The sequence below is a fragment of the Geitlerinema calcuttense NRMC-F 0142 genome, assembly GCF_030285425.1.
The window spans coordinates 1-18,411 of record NZ_JASVEJ010000007.1; the positions used below are offsets into that span (position 1 = coordinate 1).

The window sequence follows — 18,411 nt, forward strand, 5'->3', positions numbered from 1 at the left end:
CCTCCCCATCCCCCCATCCCCCCACCTCTTCTTCACGTAAGAGATCCTGGGATGGTTGGAAGCCCCGTCTCTTCAGAGCGGGGAGGAAAACCGACAAAGAGCGGCTTTAGCCGCCTACAGTCTTCAAAATGCATAGGCATAACCATCTTTTTTGTGAATGGGTTTGCAATATTTGTGGCTGATTCCAGCCACCCTCCCAGTCTTGGTGGCTATGTCGAAACTACCAGAGGCACGACAAAGAACCCGTCCTAAGTAGGAGCCAATTTTTTTGCCTGCCGTAACCGTTGCAACAACGATGTCACCCGTCTGGAAGCCCTTGTGAATTTGCACTCGTGACCGATGGCGAGTTGGAAAGCCATACTTGTTGGTGCCACACATTTGCCTACTCCCATGCCCAGTTGCCCTAATCAGCAGAGGCTGGGTTGTGAGAATCTGCAACTGCTCAACTTTGCCTACGCAGGCAGCATCAAGCCAATGGGTTTTGGGCAATCCCAAGTTGGTACGGTTGTATTTGGTCTGTCCTCCTGAGCCAGTGGTGACAGGTAGCTCTGTTCCTTTCAAAGCCTTAAACAATGCCCATCGGGTTGAGTTGACCGCTGCTGCATCCTTAAGCGGTGCTTTTGCCTGTGCCAAGATGCACTTCAGTAGGTCGGGCTTACCTGACAAAAACTCTTGGACAGGTAAATTACTCTTTGCCCCATTGCATGGCTCACAAGCCAGTGTCAGATTGGCGACTCTATCAGAACCACCTTTTGAGCGAGGCTGGATATGCTCTATCTGCAAAGGTGTATTTTTAGCTTTACAGTAAGCACACTTGCGTCCCCACTTCTCTAGCAAATATTCTCTCACCTCGTATCCTGCCAGAGTACCCTGCTGATATTCAGTGCCACTGATTTCAGGGTTTTGAATTGCTTGGGTATCAAACCGGACTAACTCTTGTGAGATACCTGCAATGGGTGCATAACGGCACAGTCGATTAACCCAGGTCAGGGTAGTTTTGACCCGATGCATTAGAGACGGGGCTAACCATCCTTCGGCACGAGCGCGGTTGAGAAACCGAGGGGCGCGGTAACGGGTCTTGCGATTGCGCCTTGCCCGCCGCAGTTGGCGACGACCCAGCAATGCATCTTTGATAGCTTGCCCCCGGTGGGTAAGCTCCGCTGCCCAGATCACCTGTGAGCCATTCAAAATCGCTAGCCCAGTGGTTCTTGAGCCTGGGTCAATTTTTAGCTGTAGTGGTCGGACTTCGGCTTTTACCTCCTGCTTCAAAATGATGGTGAAAGGATATTGGCGGAACACCGCAGCCTTTCCCTGATTGAGTAAGCGCCGAGCCTCTCCCGGATGTACCGGATTGAGCCGTTGCTTATTGGTGTCTAGAACAAACACAAAATTGGACATTGGATTCTCCGTAGAACGGGTAATGGGTTCCTCGCCAAAGTTTTCAAGGCTTGTTGGGCTAACGGCACTGTCTACATCCCAGCTTCAACTGTTTAACCGTTAACGACAGAGCTACAAACTGGAAAGCATTTGTAGGTGTCATGACCTCAAAAACGGAGTTAGTTAAGACTGAGGCTGGTCAGCTATTCTATTGGAGAGGCATGAAGCCCCGTCTCTTTAGAGCGGGGTGCTGACTCCATCTGCTCGGTTTGCGTCTCACCCTGGGCGTTTACCCAAATGATTTGAGCAATTTGGCGGCGACGGGCGATCGCGCGAACTTCTTCGGCGGATCGATCGGGGCCAAGTTCCACTTCTACGCGGTTCTCCGGTTGGCTGCTGCGGAGTTGATGGGCGTAAGCAAAGGCGGCGGCGGTGGCTTGGGGGGTTTGAGCCGCCACAATGCAGTCGCTAATGGGCAGATGTTGAGGGAGGCGATCGCTATTGAGGAGCGTGTAATGCAAGTCTTCTATATTGAGACAAAAGCCAATTCCAGGGTAGGTTTTGCCTTGGGGATGATAGGTTCCGAGCAGTTGGTCATAACGTCCGCCTTGTCCTAAGACGCGCGCCTCGCTACCGCTGACCACTTCAAATACAATCCCCGTATAGTAATCAAAGGTTTGAATTAAGCTCAGATCGAGAATAATTTGAAGGTCTGGGTTGGGGATGCGGGCGTGGAAGTCTTGGAGCAGATCCACCAGCGTTTTCAGGTTGTTCACCGCTTCCTGTTGCGCCGGATCGAGAGAAAGCTGGGAGACTTTTTGCAACACATCCGCCGGAAGCCCGCGCAAATCAAACAACTGTAAGGCTCGTTCGCGCAGTTGGGGTTCTAGGGGAAGGGTTTCGAGGGTGGTGCGGTCTAAATGAGCGATCGCTGTTCTCACGGTTTCCCGCAGATGGGGGGGAAAATCATTGAGGAGCGATCGCGTTAAGCCTGCTTCTCCTAAGACTAAATGACAGGTGCCGATCCCGCAGAAACGCAAGCACTCGCCAAGTAACAGCAAAATTTCTGCATCAGCCAGCACTCCCGCCCCGCACAGCAGTTCTACACCCGCTTGGTAAAACTCTTGCTGGCGACCGTGAACGCCGCGCTGCGATCGCCGAAACACATTGGCATTGTAATACAGCCGTCGCGGGTAGGACGCATCGTTGAGATGCATAATTGCCGCTCGCGCAATGGAAGCCGTCACCTCCGGGCGCAAGCCCAAAAGTTCATCCTCAGTATCAATAAGTTGGATAACCGTGGAACGTTCAATCGCTCCACCTGCCATCAGGGTGTCTAGTCGTTCGAGGGTCGAAGTAATAATCCGGTGGTAGCCCCACTGGTGAAAAACCTGTTGTAAGCGCTTTTCAATCCAGCGTTTTTGGGCAACATCCAACGGTAGTAAATCTCTTGCCCCGACGGGGGATTGATAGACCATTACTTTTTCTTGCCGCCAATCTTAATGCCAAAAATGGTAATGCCACCATCATCGCCTTTTTTGTTCGACTTTCCACCAGACTTGCCAGAATTTGCTGCTTTTGACGCGGCTTTTTGGGCGGCAATTTCCATCTTCTTCTGGACTTCAAGCGCTTTGGGATCTTTGGGATTGTGCTTTAAGGCCTGATTAATATGAACCTTCGCCATCGTGCTTTGGTTCTGTTTGAGGTAAATTTCGCCCAGCAAACTATGGCAACTGCTATTACTTGGTTCTAGCTTGAGTGCATCCCGCAACTCTAGAATCGCCTGAGCTAAATTCCCTTTACTCATTAACTCTTCAGCCCGACGATAGTATTGATCGACTGGCGTCACCTTGGGAGGGGGTGGGGGCGAAGGGGGGCGCGTCATCGTGGGCGGTGCAGAGGGTGCCTTTCTCGGTTGAGTCGGTTTTTCGCCTCTCCCCACCTTCAGGGTGAGATAAATCAGATTGAGTTCGCTCAATTCGCCCGTAATCGCTTGCATTCGAGCGAGCGATTCATACTGTTGTTGAGCCAACTTTTTAACAGACTCTTTATACGTTGCTTCAGTATCTGGTGCATGAGCCAGCGTGCGAGACAGTTCGCTTTTGAGTTCAATCGTTTCGGGCTGCTGCGAAGCCTGTTGTCCCTTTAAGCGAAGCAATACCGCGTGTTCTGCCCGTTCTTTATCTTGAGAGAGTTTTTCGTAAGCTGGATTGACGAGCTTGGATAGAATTTCAGTCGCTAATTGTTTATCCTCATCGCTAGCCGTAGAGCGGCTATCGGGATGAAGGGTTTTTGCAATCAGCATGTACCGCTTGCGGATCTCCTTGCTATCCGCATCTACGGGTACTCCCAATACAGCATGATGGTCAATAAAATCAAACCTAAACAGTCCCTGTGTAATTTGGAATGACATCTTGAGGTCGTCCCACTTCCGAAGTTCTTATTGCTGATTGATTCTAGTGTACTTCGCTTAACTTAGCGATGCTTGACTGGAACTACCTAAATGTTGTCGTATTTTTCTAGCGAGATTGTGGCCAAGTTGACAGAGCGGGCGTTTTTCCTAACGCATCGCTGAGACTCTGATGAATTTTACCATTGGTAGCTAAGATTCTTCCCGAACGGATCTCGATCGGGCCGCCATCGTAGGCGGTAACGCTGCCCCCAGCTTCTTTGACGAGAACAATTCCGGCGGCGATATCCCAAAGCGATAAACCGCGCTCCCAATAGCCATCTAAGCGCCCGCACGCCACATGAGCTAGGTCAATAGAAGCCGATCCGCTGCGTCTCACCCCTTGAGTGAGGTGAGTGAGGTAACAAAATTCGGCGTAATTATTATCGGCCGTTTCGCGGCGGTCGTAGGCAAAGCCCGTGACTAATAAGCTTTTACTGAGTTCTGAGGTTTGAGAAACGCTGATGGGACGGCGATTGCGCGTTGTACCGCAGCCCTGAGCGGCTCTAAAGAGTTCGTTATGGAAGGGATCGAAAACGACGCCAACTTGCGGTACGCCGTCAATTAACAGCCCTACAGAGCAGGAAAAGAAGGGGTATTGATGGGCGTAGTTGGTGGTGCCATCGAGGGGATCGATTGCCCAGAGAAAGGGGTTGCTGTGTAAGTCGCCCAGTTGCCCAGATTCTTCGGCAAGAATGGCGTGTTCTGGAACGTGACGCTTCAGCACTTCTAAGATGGTTGCTTCTGCGGCTTTATCTGCTTCGGTGACTAAATCGCCGGGGCGACCTTTTTCGGTAATGTCTTCTAATTTTCCCAAATGATTTTGTAAAACGGCTCCTCCGGCTAAGGCGGCTTCGGTGGCAATGTCCAGAAGTTGCAATAATTGATTTCGATCCATAAATCGGGATGAGCGTTTTCTATTGGTTGCGTTGGCGAAATTCAGCAGGTGTAAAGCGTAGGGGGTTTTCGGGGTTCCAAATTCCTACACCCATGAGTCTTGCCCATTCTTGTGCATCGGCGAGACGCTGGTCATACTGAGTATTGGGAGAACGCGAAATGGCGATCGCCAATCCCGCTTTCACCAGTTCCTCGTTCAGCAATTTTCCATCTTGCCACACATAGACCAACTGACGCTGATAGGCATCGTGGGTTTGTTGGTCAAATTCTAATAAAATGGGTTGAGATCCAATCCAAGTTTTCAGTTGGTTCTGTGCCTCTATTCCCCAGGGGAGTTGCTGCAAGTCAGGTGCATCAATGCCAATTAATCTGACGCGCCTGGGGGTGGCGTTGGGTTGGCTGGTATCAACGACTTCTAAGGTTTGAGCGCTTACCACTTGTTTAACCAGTACAGGCGTTCCCGCTACTGGCGTTACGGTTTGACATGCCACTAACCCGATGCAGAGGATGATTAAGGCAAGTAACTGGGAGAACACCTGATGGCCGATCGGTTTAATCTTCATCTAGGGGTAAGCCGACTTTGACTTTACCTTTGCCAAAATAACGACCAAATTGGAGTTCGTAAACTTCGTCTTCGTCTTGGGTTTCAACTTCTAAGTCGGAACGAGGATAGCTCACACACAGTAAGGCGTAACCTTGTTCTTGGAGTTTGGGCGATAAACCCATTGCTTCTGGCTGGTAGAGTTTTCCGGAGAGAACGCGCACGGCGCAGGCGGTACAAGCACCATTACGACAAGAGAAGGGTAATTCAACGCCTTGGTTTTCGGCGCTATGAAGAATGTAGCGGTCTTCGGGAACCTGAACGGTGTAGAAAGTATCGTTGGTGCGATCGTGTATCTGGACAGTGTAAGTCTGCGGCATCGTCGTTTAGGGAGTAGATATGCTGCTGCACAGTTTAGTGTAGCAGTCTGCGATCGCGATCGGGTCCCCCAAACGATCCTGAATTCACGAACATACACGCTTTTTTCTAAGCTAACAGTTAAGGCGGGAATTTTAGGGTGGGTTTCAATGGATTGGAACTCTTCCTCAATCTTGAGTTTCCAAAATCGCAACAGCACGCCAGAGCTGAACTGAGCTATTTAGAATTGCGGCAGTATCGTCATTGATTGAGGACTCGATCTTAAAATGAATACTCAAACTCAAAGTTTAGTCCGTTTTCTTTTATTCAGTTTAGTGGCAGCGAGTGCGATCGCCTGTCAGCCAGAGGAACCAATTGCTAATACTCCCCCAGTTCATTCTCCCGGTAACTCGATCTCAGATGGACGCGGGATTTATCAGAGCGATCGCTTTGATTTTCAGTTTAGTTATCCCAGTGATGAATTTACCATTGATGAGACGCTGACTGCACCTAATAATGGCGCGGCTTCTTCCCTCGCAACGGTGGATATTTGGACGAAAGAACATGCCCAAAAAATTAAATCGGGTGCTTATGAAGGAGGGGCAGAATACCCAGCCAATGTTAGCATCACGGTTTCTGAGAATCCTCAAAACTTATCCTTACGAGCTTGGGTAGAACAGAGCAATCAGTTTTCGATTACTCGCGATTTTCAGGATACAACCGTGGCTGGACAAAGTGCGATCGCGTTTCAATCAAGCGGCTTATACGAAAATGATCATCTTGTCTTTGCTAATCCCGATCGGTCTGAGATCGTTACGGTAACGTTTTCTAAGATTGATTATGGCAATCACGACGCAACCTATCAAAAGGCATTTGAACAGGTGAAGCGCTCGTTTACCTTTGTTAAGGGTTAAGCCGAGGTTTCGCGATCGCCTTTTTCCTTTAAATGCTGCTGGAAAAACTGCATCAGCTTTAGCCACGCATCTTCAGCGGCGGAAGGATTATAAGAGGAGCGTTCGTGACAGAAGAAGCCATGATCGGCATCGGGATAAAACTGCAAGGTGTATTCTTTATTGAGAGCTTTTAGGCGAGATTCAATTTGTTCAACTCGTTCGCGAGGAATAAACGGATCGCGTCCGCCAAAGAACAAATGCATTGGGACTTGAATCTCCGTCATTGCCTCGATCCACTCATCCAAAACCATCCCATAAAAAGGTGCAGCCGCAGCAATTTCATTGGAAAACTGGCAAGCGCACATAAATGTTAATCCGCCTCCCAAACAGAAACCCGTGACGCCGATCCGATCGGGTTCTACATCGGGAAGCGATTTAACATAGGCGAGGGTGGCGCGAATATCGTTGACTACGGCTTGGTGGAAATCTAGACGATACATTGTCGCCATTGCTGACTCCACTTCGGCATATCCAAACTTGTTGTTAGGTAATTCGCGGTAATACAGATCCGGCGAGAGTACCACATACCCCTGTTTGGCTATTCGCGTTGCGATTTCTCGGATATGTGCGGTTAAGCCAAAGGCTTCCATCAACAACACAACAGCAGGCTGGCGTTTGTGCTGAGAGGATCGACAGAGGAAGGCTGGCATTTGTCCATCGGGTGTGGAAACCAGGATATCTGTTTGTTCGATTTGCACGGTGTTTTCGTCCCCTTTCTAGCTAGATTCTGTAGTACATCTTTGACACTTGTAGTACGATGCATTATCCTAAAGAAAGATGGGCGTTTGGCAGAACGAGGATGCACCGGACTTTTAATCTGGATGAAGTAGGTTTGACTCCTACAGCGCCCCCCAATCTTAAGCCCCTGTGAGTTGGTAGAGGTTTTTGATGAATCCAACGACACCAGAAGCTGCGATCGCCATTCAACAAGAACTCCGCAAACAGGTGGTAATGGCAGACGACTTTAAGCCACTGCAAACCGTTGCTGGAGTAGATGTTGGGTTTGAAGAAGGCGATCGCATTGCGTGTGGGGCGATCGCCGTTTTGCGGTATCCCTCCCTACAAATGCAAGAATCCCTCGTTATCCGTCGCCCAACGCCATTTTCCTATATTCCGGGGTTGCTGGCGTTTCGGGAAGTCCCCATCATCCTAGAAGCACTGGCTAGCCTGAAAAGCCCCCCGGATCTTCTGCTGTGCGATGGGAATGGCTACATCCACCCTCGTCGCTGCGGGTTTGCCTGTCATTTAGGGGTTGTCAGCGGTTTACCCGCTATTGGCGTTGCCAAAACTCCCTATATCGGAAAACACGAACCGCTAGGGGCAGAACGCGGTGCATGGCAACCGATTTATGATGCAGGGGAGATCGTTGGGGCGGTTGTTCGCACCCAGGCGAACGTTAAACCCGTGTATGTCTCAGTTGGACATCGTATCAGTTTAGAAACTGCGATTGAGATTGTCCTGAAATGCGCGCCGAAATATCGCCTCCCGGAAACAACGCGTCAGGCGGATCGGCTTTCTAAAGGGCGTAAAACGCCAGTCTCTTTGCAACCTTAAGCGATCGCCATGAATGAAAGCAAAAACGCGCATTTAGTCAAAATCAGCAAATACCTCAGCAAGCATCTGCGCCATACGCCAGAACGCTTAGGACTCACCTTAGCACCTGGCGGTTGGGTAGAAGTTGAGACGCTACTCTCCGCCTGTGCTAGCCATCAATTCCCCATTTCTCGCGCCGAATTAGAGACAGTGGTGACGACTAGTGACAAGCAACGGTTCGCCTTTAACGAAACCAAAACCCGCATTCGCGCTAACCAGGGGCATAGCGTGGCTGTAGATTTGCAACTCGAACCCCGAACCCCTCCAGAGCTGCTTTACCACGGCACGGGAGAGAAATCTGTCCCCACCATTTTGCAATCTGGACTGCTGAAAATGAGCCGCCATCACGTCCATTTATCCGAAAACGTCGAAACTGCCCAAAAGGTGGGAATGCGCCACGGTAAGCCTGTAATCTTGGCTATTGATACGGTTGCAATGCAGGAAGCTGGGTTTTCGTTCTACCGTTCGGATAATGGCGTTTGGCTTGTTGATGAGGTTCCACCCCAGTATCTTAGGGTGCTGAGTGGGAAGACAGTGCTGAGTAGAAAGTGCTGAGTGCTGAGTGGGGGAAGGAGTGCAAAGTTCCGTAGCTTGCTTCCGCGTAGCGGTGTTCCGAGTTCCGAGTAGGGAAGAGGATGGGGGAAGTTAGTTCCGAGTAGGGAAGAGGATGGGGAGATGGAGGGAAAGGAGTGTACTCAGGGGAGTAGATGATGAAGTTATGTCGCTTTGAGGATATTGGGGAATTTTGGCAGGAGGCGCAGGGATATTTGCTAGAGAATGAGGCAGAACATAACCTGTTGTTAGGGATATCGCACGCCTTGTTGCACTATCCAGAACGGTATCCCGATCCAGCTTATTTGGCGATCGCAAAACGCCACAACCATATTCTAGGGGTGGCAATTCGCACGGCTCCTTATAAGCTGGTGCTATCCAAAGTCCGAGATTTAGAGGCTTTAAGGCTGATTGCTGAAGATTTGCAGGGCGATCCGGTGCAACTTCCGGGCGCAGGCGGCTTAATTCCAGAGGTGGAAGCCTTTCGGGAAATTTGGCAAACTCTTACTCAGCAAACCTCTCGGCGGGTAATGGATCTGCGGATTCATCAGCTAACCCAAGTGGAACCTGTGGCGAAGGTTGGGGGTTATCTGAGATTAGCGACAGAAGGCGATCGCCCTTTGCTCTTAGATTGGTTTACCACATTTGCCTCAGAAATTGGCGAAATTGTCCTGCAAGATGCGGAAGCCTCCGTCACTTCTGGCTTAAAGCGACAAAGCATTTACCTTTGGGAAGATGGTAAACCTGTTTCCTGGGCGAGTGGTAGCCAATCTTTACCCAAGGCGGCGCGTATTGGGCCAGTTTATACGCCGCCAGAGTATCGGCGCAAGGGGTATGCAACCGCCTGTGTAGCAGCGTTGAGTCAGCAGTTTTTAGATCGCGGTTGTCACAGTTGTTTTTTGTTTACCGACTTAGCCAACCCAACCTCTAATCATATTTATCAGCAAATTGGCTACCGCCCCATCTGCGACTGGCGCGACTATGCGTTTATTCCCAAGACGTGAGAGAGATGGCGAACTTAAACCAATACGATTATTATTTAGTGCTGGATCTGGAGGCGACTTGCTGCAACAACGACAGCATCAAGCGCCATGAGATGGAAACGATTGAAATTGGTGCGGTGATGGTGGAAGCCAAGGATTTAAAGGTTGTTAGCGAGTTTCAGACCTTTATTAAGCCTGTACGCTATCCCGTGCTGACAGAGTTTTGTCAATCTCTGACTTCTATTAGCCAAGCACAGGTAGACGGAGGGCGGAGTTATGGGGAAGCGATCGCACATTTGCAACAATGGCTTTCAAACTATCCTAATGCTGTCTTTGGTTCCTGGGGAGATTACGATCGCAAGCAGCTTCAGCAGGATAGCAAATATCATCAACTCCCGTTTCCGATCGCTTTTCCCCATGTGAATCTCAAGCAACAGTTTAGCAGCGCCCAAGGTTTATCCAAACGTTACGGAATGGCGCAAGCGTTGGAAATGACGGGAATTGAACTGGAAGGAACCCACCACCGGGGAATTGATGATGCTCGAAATATCGCTAAGTTATTGCCATTTATCCTAGGAAGACAGGCTTTAAAGAGATGACCGATATCCGCCAACTCTTAAATCAGATTGCCAGCGCTGAAGCACAATTGCAATCAACTCAATTTCTCGCACCCTGCGTTAAAGGGGGGAAAATTCGCACTTCTGTAGCAGGGATGGTGCATACGTTTGTACCGCAACCCCGACAGTTTCAGGGGTGGGGAATTTTTCAGCCTGTGAATTCAAGTCTGGCTCAGTTAACCGAGGAGGCGGAGTTACCCCAAATTGCGGCTTATTTGCAACATTTTCCAAAGTTGCGCTTGCGTTTAGGTTATCGCTTGCAGGAGCAAACTTGGTTAGCCTATCCGGTGAATGAGGCGGATATGCGCCAGCGGTTTCAGCAGGTGAAGCCTGTGGTGGTGCATTTGGTGACGGAAGGGGTCGCGTTTGAGCAGGTTATTGGGCGCTGGAATGGGGCTTTCTGCTGGTTTGACGAAATCGACCGCCGCGACGATCCCAGCATTGCAGAGGGCTTGCAGGCGGCGCTCAAGCAACTAATGGGAGTGGAAGAGTTGCAGTTTAAGGGGATAACGCCGGAAATGCGATCGCTCTACGAGTTAGTGGCGCAACAAACGGAAGGGTTTGCTCAACCCCAACAAGATGAACGGCGCTTGCGCCAAGCGTTGAAGCGAGGGGGAGGAGAGTTACAGCAATTCCAGGATCGCGGCAACTACTGGACAGTTGACTGGGTGACTACAGATGGAGTCCATCATACCAGCGCGATCGCCAAAGGGGATTTGACGGTGGTGAGTTCTGGGATTTGTTTAAGCGGGCGCGATCGCGATTTCGATCTGCAATCATTAGTTGGGGTAATGGAACAACAGGAGGGGTGAGTATGTTTCTGCACGAACAACTTTACCGCAGCCATACCGCGATGACAAAGCTGAAAGCTTATCCGGTAACGCTTTGCGGTGCGGGAGCGCTAGGTGCAAATTTGGCGGAAAACTTGGCGCGGGCGGGTTTTGGTAAGCTAAAGGTTATCGATCGCGATCGCATTGAGGAACGTAACCTCTCGACTCAACCCTACTATCGCTCGGATGTGGGGGCGTTCAAAGCGAAGATTTTGGCAAACCAACTCTATCGTGCCATTGGGACAAAGGTAGAAGCAGAAACCCAAGAGTTAACCGCAGACAATGCGGCGAAGCTGTTGAAAAACAGTCAGCTTATTGTCGATGTATTTGATAACAGTCCCTCTCGCCAAGTGTTGAAAGATTATGCAGAACGTTCTGGCGTTCCCTGTCTTCATGTTGGCTTATCGGCGGACTATGCTGAAGTTATCTGGAATTCCGTTTATCGCGTTCCTTCCGATGCCAATGATGATGTCTGCGACTATCCCCTAGCACGGAATTTGGTGCTGTTAGCGGTAGCCGTCGCCAGCGAGGAAATGATCTCGTTTATTGCCACTGGCGAACAACGCCATTTTACGATTACCTTGAAGGATCTGGCAGTGCGATCGCTGATTTTCTAAAGATTTCAATGGGGTTTAATGTCCCCGAAATCTCCAAAACTAAACTCTGTGTTTGTAGGAATAGCGATCGCGCATGAGCCAATCCCAAGCCGAAAGAAGCTGGTATAATCATCAACCCCTTGAAGAGCGAAAAACTTGGTATAGTGCGGTTGCACAGGCATATAACCGCGTTAGACCGCGTTATCCGCAAGGGTTAGTTGAGCGTGCGATTGAGTTAGCGCAACTCCCGAACCGTGCAAGGCTTCTAGAGGTTGGCTGCGGTCCTGGAACGGCTACCCCCTCATTTGCTCAATTCGGGTTTTCAATGGTCTGTTTGGAACCCAGTCCAGATGCTTACCAACTGGCGCGAGAGAACTGCAAACCTTATCCCAATGTAGAAATTGTCAATACCACCTTTGAAGAGTGGACGCTAGAACCTGGGTATTTTGATGCGATCCTTGCAGCGACTTCTTTTCATTGGGTTTCCCCAGAAGTCGGTTATGCTAAAGCAGCCTCTGCACTGCGAGATCGGGGTTTTCTAATTCTGCTGTGGAATATGAGCCTGCAACCTGCTTATGAAGTTTATCAGGCGTTGGATGCGGTGTATCAGACTTACGCGCCTTCTCTTGCAGGTTACGAAACACCGGAAAAGCAGCAGGAAAGTTTAGACAAGTTTGCCCAAATTATCCTCAATTCCGGTCAGTTTGGCGATCTGGTTTCGGAGCAAATGCCGTGCGAAGTCACCTATAGTATTGAGGATTACCTGGCACTGCTGGGGACTTATTCGCCTTATATTGGCTTAGAACCTCAGCAGCGACAGGAGTTATTTCAAGCCTTGGGAAAGGAACTAGAAAACACTTGCGGCGAGAAAGTGAAGCTATCTTATATTTCAGCGTTTCAGATTGCTCGAAAAGTCTAGCTATTCCCGCTACCAATCTTTATCCCACAGGTCGATAAGTTTCTAGCTGCTCTTGAGCCGCAGTGACTTCAGCCAGATACTGTTGGGACTGGAGGTGGTGATTTTCCAAAAGTGCGATCGCCTCTGCTTCTACTTCCTGTTTTGCTCGTGCTTTCAACAACTCATCAAATAGACGTTGAAATCGTCCAATATACTCATCAATTTGCTTTCTTGCTGTATTAAAATCTTCATCAACTTGTTTAAACACTATTCGCTCTAAAAGTCTCCGATTCCTGACTACCTGCTCGTCAATTTTTCGACAAATTGCCTGATAAGTTTCTCTTAAATCAATTTCATAATAAGAAATTGTTTCTTGATAAGGGACTTCAACTTTATACACTTCTTCTGACAAACAGCAACCTGTGGTTCTCGTTTCTTTCCGAAATCTACTAAACACTTCTTGTTGATGCTGAACCTTAGCATCTATACCTGCAAACTCAAATTTAGGAAACAGGATCGGACTGGGTTGTATATTTACCTCTAGGCTATCGCCCAAATAACTTGAAATTTCATTAGAAACGGCTTGAATATCTCTCTGAATTTCTCTGACTAATGTTTCGCGGATTTCTGTTCCCTCTTGAACTAATTGGTCTTGAGTATTCAGCCAAAAACCTTGAATTAAAGGAGTACAGTATTGATTAATAATTTGACTAACTTCCTGAGCTTTTTCTAAATTACTTAATCTAATTCTATAAGGCTCGCTTTCTAAACGATTTTGGAGGAAGTCTTGAACACTTGTAAATACTTCAAAAAATTTTTCAAGTAGGTTTTGATTTTTTTTAGTAGTTCTGGGTTGATTTTCTTGGAGTTTTTCTATTTTATCAATCTCTAGTTTGATTTCAGTTTTAGCAGTTTCAGCAAATTGATTAATTCCTTCACCGAACTTACTCATAAGTTTTTCCTTTTGGTTTTCGATGGACTTTTTTACATCTCTAACTTTTTTTTGTGATTCCTCAGAGCGTATTTGATAATCTCGCTCTTTTTGTTGTAATTCCTCAACAGCTATCTTCCACCCTTTGATTTCAGTAGCGATGGCTTCTTCAGTAGATTGGGCTACTTTATTGAATTGAGCTAAAACATCGTCAAGTAAATTCCATCCTGAATTTTTGACAATTGTTTGTAAGACAGAATCTTCAATTGTTTTAATTCCGCTATCTAATAAGGCTTGGGGAGCAATGTCTTTCATTTTAGGAACAACCAGTTCCCCATCCTCATCTTCTTGAATATATCGACCCAAGAAAAACTTCTTGAAATCTGACTTATGTTGATCGCTAGCTTTTTTCTCTTGAATGAGTTTAGCTAATAATCCTTGTAAGGAACTGACTGGATAAATTTTAGGCTCTTGTACTCCAAAGCCTACCAGCGCTTTATTCAATTCTTGAATAACCTCTTCAATTGGGCGATCGCGCTCAGATTTTCGGTCTATCTTGTTAAGAATAAAATACATTTTGCTAGAACTCTTTAACAAAGATTCGCGACCCGATTCGCTGATAACCTTTAATAGCTCCTCGTTCGTATTATCCTTAAATGAGGTATAATCCAGAACAAACAATATAGCATCGCAAGTTCTCAAGACTTCCAACGTTGTCTGCTTGAGAGCCACTGTATTAAAATTAGCTGATTCCCATTCATTTGGCCCCGGCGTATCGATGAGCCTAAAGCCAGATAAGGCGGAAAGTTTGCTAATGGCTTCAATGGGATGCTCTAGAACAAAGTATTCTGTATTATTCTGGTTTTGAGTTGCTCGTATTTGGCGAGTCCGTTCCAGAAAAACTTGCTGAATGGCTTCAGGTTCTCCTTCAGCTAGTACAACGGGTTTGCGTTCACCTTTTTGATGTTCTAGAAGTTTAGGATTTTGACTAGAATCAATTGGACGGACTTCAGTGCGACAAACTGTACAAGACTCGGTTTCACTCGCCAATACATCAGCACCAATCAAAGCATTAAGAAAGGTACTTTTACCAGCTTTCATTGCTGCAATCACCGCAACCTGATATTTTTGCTTTTCTAAAGCGCTCAGTGCTTTCTTTAAATCCTCTTCAACACCCTGTAAGCTGCTTTTGTTGATTTCTTGCAAGTATTGCAAAAGCCGTTTCCCTAGCTCTTGTGTTTGAGTATAAGTTGCTTGGAATTCTTGAGCCGACATTTGCTTGTAAACTTTTTTCACGGGTAAAGCCTCTGAATTTAGGTTAGTTATTTCTAGCAGTTCTTGATTTTGGCGATCGCCCTTAAGCCTTCTTACTTCCGCAGCAATCAAAACACGGGCATAATAATCGCTTGGAATCTGGATTGATTCCGCTTGAAGCTGACGCAATACAGTATTTGTTAATTCGACTGCTGCCACAAATTGCTTAAGCGCTGCTTCAGTGGGTTCGCGATCGATCGCGTACATTAGCTCGATTAAATCATGTTGTAACCTCAGAGCTAAACGCAAGCCGCCTTTCTCAATCTCATCTAATGCGCGTTGACGGGTGAGGTCAAAAATCTGCTTTTTACTTTCATCTGCTAGCTCGTAATAACGCTTTTCTAGGGCAGAATACTTATTAGTCAGTTCATTCGCCACCGTTCGGTGGTGTTTCGCTTTTTGGCGATCGCTCTCTCCTATCGCATGGGTAGTCAGCGCCCCAGCGACAGCCCCAACTGCTGCACCAATTGCACCAAAAATCAAAGGGATGATAAAAATCATAGGGTTATTCCGAGGGAAGCAAGGGTAGCTGGGAACTGAGAAGCAAAGGGCTATCATCTGAAGTTAGCCCTAATGATTGCGCGATCGCGATCGACTCCAGGTAGTGCTTCAATGTGCCTTCTGTTCCTGGCTCAAGGGGTCTATTTGTCAGCATTTCATTTACTTCTTTTGCTTTTGCAAGAAATGCTAGATTTTTGTGGTGATCGTCGATTAGTTGATCCTCAATCTCCTGTAGGCGGTTAAGTTCCTGCTGGGTTAAAGATTGATAATAGGCTCTAACTGCTTGTTTGTGATTGTCCAGAATTTTGAAAAACTCAGCCACCATTCCCGCCGCCCCCACCACAGCCAACAAGGGAGCAGCGGCGGTGAGTGCGATCGCAATGGGCGGACAAGCAGCCGCTACAGTCGTGACCGTCAAGGCTGTTGTTCCCCCAACGGCACCCCCAATAGTCGTCTGTTTCAGCGTTTGAGAAATCGCTTCTTCTGTGGATATTTCGCCCCGGACTACCCGTAGAGCATTGTCCAGCATTGAAAAGGGTACAGTGGTGACAGCACCAATTGCAGCCCCAACAGGAGCCGCTTTCAAGCCTGCTTTAAACGCCCCTGATAAATTGTCAAAATGCCACTTTGCATTTAATTGGGCTTGCTCTTGGAGGCTCATAGGGCGATCGCCACGAGCCATATTAGCTTTAGCATCTTCCCATTTGAGATTATCAGGACTGCTAGCTCCGCCCTTGCTGTGGGGTTGAATATGGCTAGCGTGTTTATCCTTGAGATAGTTTTGAGTATTTGCTCCCGCAGATTCGCTGTTAGTCCCCACTCGTTGACCTGGGGGAATTTTATCTAACATCTGTTGGGCCTCGGTTCCAGACCTTGTAGCGTCACCGGGTCGAAGTCCACCTTGGTATAATCTACGCTCTACATTTGGAGGTAGATCGCTGAGTTGAGCGTGATGAACCTTTGTCGTTGCTGCTGCATTGATCGCAGCATTAGATTGAGTCCGATCCGGCTCGTTTGCCATAGTATCAAAATTATCTAAGTATTCGTCTTGAGTCTAGCTCAGGCTTCAATGGATTTGGCAAATGAGTGGAACTACAGCCGCTTTAGACCAAGCCATCCAAAACGCGATCGCTCAAGGCTTAAGATGGCTTTTGCCAAACCATTGAATAGCGCCAAAATAGATGTCTGCGAACGATCGCACCTTCTAAGTATTGGCTGTAAAGTTGTTTCGCTTGGGATAGGGTGAGGTACTCATCGGTGCGGATGTGTTCTCGCCAAAGCGCGATCGCCTCTGGAGTCGGACGAAACCGTCGGTTGTACCAAAACTGTAAGATCCAGTTGAGGGGAACGGCTACAAAATCGAGTAAAAAGTCTTGTAATTGGGCGTTTTCCACCAGATCGAGAATTAACAGTTTCCCTCCGGGTTTCAATGCAGCTTTCAGGCGGGGGAGAAGGGTTTCTAGGGGGATATGGTGAACGGTGGCGATGGATGCGATCGCATCAAACTGTTCGTCAGGTATTTCCCACTCCAAAATATCAGCCACCTGAAAGTGAAGATGGGGATAGGTGAGGCTATTCTGTTTTGCTCTTTCTATCATTGTAGGCGATAGATCGATTGCGGTTACAGATTCAGCACGTTGAGCCAACAAGCGTGAAAACTCACCCCCACCACAACCCACTTCTAAAACGTTTGGACAGTTAGCAGGTAACTGTTTGAGTAAAAAAGGGTGATAGTGACTATTATGATCCCATCGAAGAGTTTGTAGTTGGGCAATCTGGTCAAAATCTGCCTGAATTTTTTGAGAGAATTGCGGGTTCATTGGGATGCTAGATTAACCTTAGAGTTGGCGCTTAACTACAAATCTGTTGCATGGATTTCAGGTTAAGTTTGAGGGATAGAGCGATCGCCGATCTAGAGAACTCAAGGATGACGCGGCTTCAACCCTCTGTGGAGTTTAAATTGTTCTTTGAGGAAAAGATAGGACGTTTCAGTTCTTGAAACTCTTCGCAACTCTGCCTAAATCTCAGACAGCATAGGTTTAACCTCAAAAAGTTTCGGAAATACCCGGTAGAACGCTCTCTGGGATCGCTGAAATCGCTTTGAAGAGGCTGACTTTTATCTTGACTCTTAGATCGCTATGCACAGATTAAAGATTTTAGGATGGGGTTTGATTGTTAGCGCAATTGTCACCGGATCGCTAACCGTTGCCGTCATGAGAGTTGTTTCTCTTAACCAACCCGCTCCCCCAACGCAGACCCAAGAAGATTTTAGCGTCCTCAGATCGCACCTGCAAGCCAAAAATTGGCAGGCTGCGGATGCAGAAACTCGGCGCATTTTAGATCCTTGGATTCATCAACAGGGTGACTTTTTAAGTCCGCCCGCACCCACCAACATTCCCCCCACGGTTTTGCAGTCTCTCGATCGACTCTGGGTGGAGGCGAGTAACGGACAGTTTGGTTTTAGCGTACAGCAACGCATTTGGGCTGAGGTTCGCTCTCAACATCCTACCGATTCAGCCGCCGCCGTCAAAGCCTTTGGAGATCGCGTGGGCTGGACGAGAACCCAAAACCAACCCGATCCTACTTTTATCGCCCATGATTGGTTAATTGAGACCGAGTTGAATTCTTCCCCGGAGGCTCCAGTCGGTCACTTTCCGTGGGTGGGAGTAGACTGGCAGCGAATTTCCGCGATGATGTCCGCGCAAAGTTGCGGGAGTTGCACGATCGATGCGATGTACGTGCAGGGAGAGCGGTTTAATCAATATATTCCAACTTTGTTCGATTGGGTCGGGACGGCTTTGAGCGAAAGCGAACCTATCTCGCGTTAGACTATCGCACTTTCGCTCGATCAACTGGCTTCTCTGGGAAGAAAAGATGGGGGCGTCGCAGTCTGTCTTAATCTTTTCTTCCCTAATCTACTACAAAACTTAATAATTGCTAGTATCTATCTTTACAGGCGGTTATCCTAGGAATTACAGTTTGTATTTTTCGATAAACTGTTCCCTGTGAGTGAGGAATCTAA

Annotated in this window: 19 protein-coding genes and 1 tRNA gene; 10 read left to right on the forward strand and 10 right to left on the reverse strand. The window is 47.9% G+C overall.

What is annotated here, in order from left to right; genetic code table 11:
- Positions 1-123: 123 nt before the first annotated feature.
- From iscB to QQ055_RS01935, 6 genes are all read right to left on the reverse strand, one after another.
- On the reverse strand, positions 124-1,398 hold the full coding sequence (gene iscB / locus QQ055_RS01910; RefSeq protein ID WP_286004127.1) for an RNA-guided endonuclease IscB: 1,275 nt from the start codon (positions 1,396-1,398) through the stop codon (positions 124-126).
- A 182-nt stretch (positions 1,399-1,580) separates the two neighbouring features.
- A complete protein-coding gene (locus QQ055_RS01915; RefSeq protein WP_286004128.1) occupies positions 1,581-2,855 on the reverse strand; it encodes an ATP phosphoribosyltransferase regulatory subunit in 1,275 nt (424 codons plus the stop codon).
- Positions 2,855-3,790, reverse strand: coding sequence for a J domain-containing protein (locus tag QQ055_RS01920; protein ID WP_069966485.1), 936 nt, complete (start codon positions 3,788-3,790; stop codon positions 2,855-2,857). Before QQ055_RS01920 ends, QQ055_RS01915 begins: the two co-directional genes overlap by 1 nt.
- Positions 3,791-3,896: 106 nt before the next feature.
- On the reverse strand, positions 3,897-4,724 hold the full coding sequence (locus QQ055_RS01925) for an inositol monophosphatase family protein (RefSeq protein ID WP_286004129.1): 828 nt from the start codon (positions 4,722-4,724) through the stop codon (positions 3,897-3,899).
- A 19-nt stretch (positions 4,725-4,743) separates the two neighbouring features.
- Entirely contained in the window at positions 4,744-5,286 is a 543-nt protein-coding gene (locus QQ055_RS01930; protein WP_286004130.1) for a thermonuclease family protein, read from the reverse strand.
- A complete protein-coding gene (locus tag QQ055_RS01935; RefSeq protein WP_069966482.1) occupies positions 5,276-5,644 on the reverse strand; it encodes a 2Fe-2S iron-sulfur cluster-binding protein in 369 nt (122 codons plus the stop codon). Before QQ055_RS01935 ends, QQ055_RS01930 begins: the two co-directional genes overlap by 11 nt.
- A 264-nt stretch (positions 5,645-5,908) precedes the next feature.
- Here QQ055_RS01935 and QQ055_RS01940 point away from each other — a divergent pair, with 264 nt between their 5' ends.
- Entirely contained in the window at positions 5,909-6,535 is a 627-nt protein-coding gene (locus tag QQ055_RS01940) for a hypothetical protein (RefSeq protein ID WP_286004131.1), read from the forward strand.
- Here QQ055_RS01940 and QQ055_RS01945 read toward each other — a convergent pair.
- Complete coding sequence (locus QQ055_RS01945; RefSeq protein ID WP_286004132.1) at positions 6,532-7,272, reverse strand: dienelactone hydrolase family protein; 741 nt, start codon at positions 7,270-7,272, stop codon at positions 6,532-6,534. The two genes, QQ055_RS01940 and QQ055_RS01945, sit on opposite strands and share 4 nt — an antisense overlap.
- Positions 7,273-7,353: 81 nt before the next feature.
- Here QQ055_RS01945 and QQ055_RS01950 point away from each other — a divergent pair.
- The 8 genes from QQ055_RS01950 to QQ055_RS01985 all read left to right on the forward strand — a co-directional run bounded on the left by QQ055_RS01950 (position 7,354) and on the right by QQ055_RS01985 (position 12,664).
- Positions 7,354-7,428 (forward strand) — tRNA-Lys (locus QQ055_RS01950).
- Positions 7,429-7,462: 34 nt separating this feature from the next.
- Positions 7,463-8,128, forward strand: a complete 666-nt coding sequence (gene nfi / locus QQ055_RS01955) for a deoxyribonuclease V (protein WP_286004133.1) — start codon at positions 7,463-7,465, stop codon at positions 8,126-8,128.
- 9 nt (positions 8,129-8,137) lie between these two features.
- Entirely contained in the window at positions 8,138-8,722 is a 585-nt protein-coding gene (locus QQ055_RS01960; RefSeq protein ID WP_286004134.1) for an RNA 2'-phosphotransferase, read from the forward strand.
- A 152-nt stretch (positions 8,723-8,874) separates the two neighbouring features.
- Positions 8,875-9,723 carry a GNAT family N-acetyltransferase gene (locus QQ055_RS01965; protein WP_286004135.1) on the forward strand — a complete coding sequence of 283 codons (849 nt, stop codon included), beginning with the start codon at positions 8,875-8,877 and terminating at the stop codon, positions 9,721-9,723.
- A gap of 5 nt (positions 9,724-9,728) precedes the next feature.
- Complete coding sequence (locus tag QQ055_RS01970) at positions 9,729-10,301, forward strand: 3'-5' exonuclease (protein ID WP_286004136.1); 573 nt, start codon at positions 9,729-9,731, stop codon at positions 10,299-10,301.
- Entirely contained in the window at positions 10,298-11,131 is an 834-nt protein-coding gene (locus QQ055_RS01975; protein WP_286004137.1) for a hypothetical protein, read from the forward strand. The genes QQ055_RS01970 and QQ055_RS01975 overlap by 4 nt, the downstream gene beginning before the upstream one ends.
- Positions 11,128-11,766 (forward strand): HesA/MoeB/ThiF family protein, encoded by a 639-nt coding sequence (locus QQ055_RS01980; protein ID WP_286004138.1) that lies wholly within the window; start codon positions 11,128-11,130, stop codon positions 11,764-11,766. The genes QQ055_RS01975 and QQ055_RS01980 overlap by 4 nt, the downstream gene beginning before the upstream one ends.
- Before the next feature lie 73 nt (positions 11,767-11,839).
- Positions 11,840-12,664: a class I SAM-dependent methyltransferase gene (locus tag QQ055_RS01985; RefSeq protein ID WP_286004139.1), complete on the forward strand. Its 825-nt coding sequence runs from the start codon at positions 11,840-11,842 to the stop codon at positions 12,662-12,664.
- Positions 12,665-12,683: 19 nt separating this feature from the next.
- Here the strand turns inward: QQ055_RS01985 and QQ055_RS01990 are convergent, their stop codons facing one another.
- The 3 genes from QQ055_RS01990 to QQ055_RS02000 all read right to left on the reverse strand — a co-directional run bounded on the left by QQ055_RS01990 (position 12,684) and on the right by QQ055_RS02000 (position 17,209).
- The gene (locus tag QQ055_RS01990; protein ID WP_286004140.1) at positions 12,684-15,389 is read right to left on the reverse strand and encodes a dynamin family protein; all 2,706 of its coding nucleotides are present in this window, start codon (positions 15,387-15,389) and stop codon (positions 12,684-12,686) included.
- Between the two features lie 4 nt (positions 15,390-15,393).
- Entirely contained in the window at positions 15,394-16,410 is a 1,017-nt protein-coding gene (locus tag QQ055_RS01995) for a hypothetical protein (protein WP_286004141.1), read from the reverse strand.
- A gap of 118 nt (positions 16,411-16,528) precedes the next feature.
- Positions 16,529-17,209, reverse strand: coding sequence for a class I SAM-dependent methyltransferase (locus tag QQ055_RS02000; protein ID WP_286004142.1), 681 nt, complete (start codon positions 17,207-17,209; stop codon positions 16,529-16,531).
- Positions 17,210-17,527: 318 nt separating this feature from the next.
- Between QQ055_RS02000 and QQ055_RS02005 the strand changes: the two genes are divergently transcribed.
- Entirely contained in the window at positions 17,528-18,217 is a 690-nt protein-coding gene (locus QQ055_RS02005) for a GUN4 domain-containing protein (protein WP_286004143.1), read from the forward strand.
- The last annotated feature ends 194 nt before the right edge of the window (positions 18,218-18,411 follow it).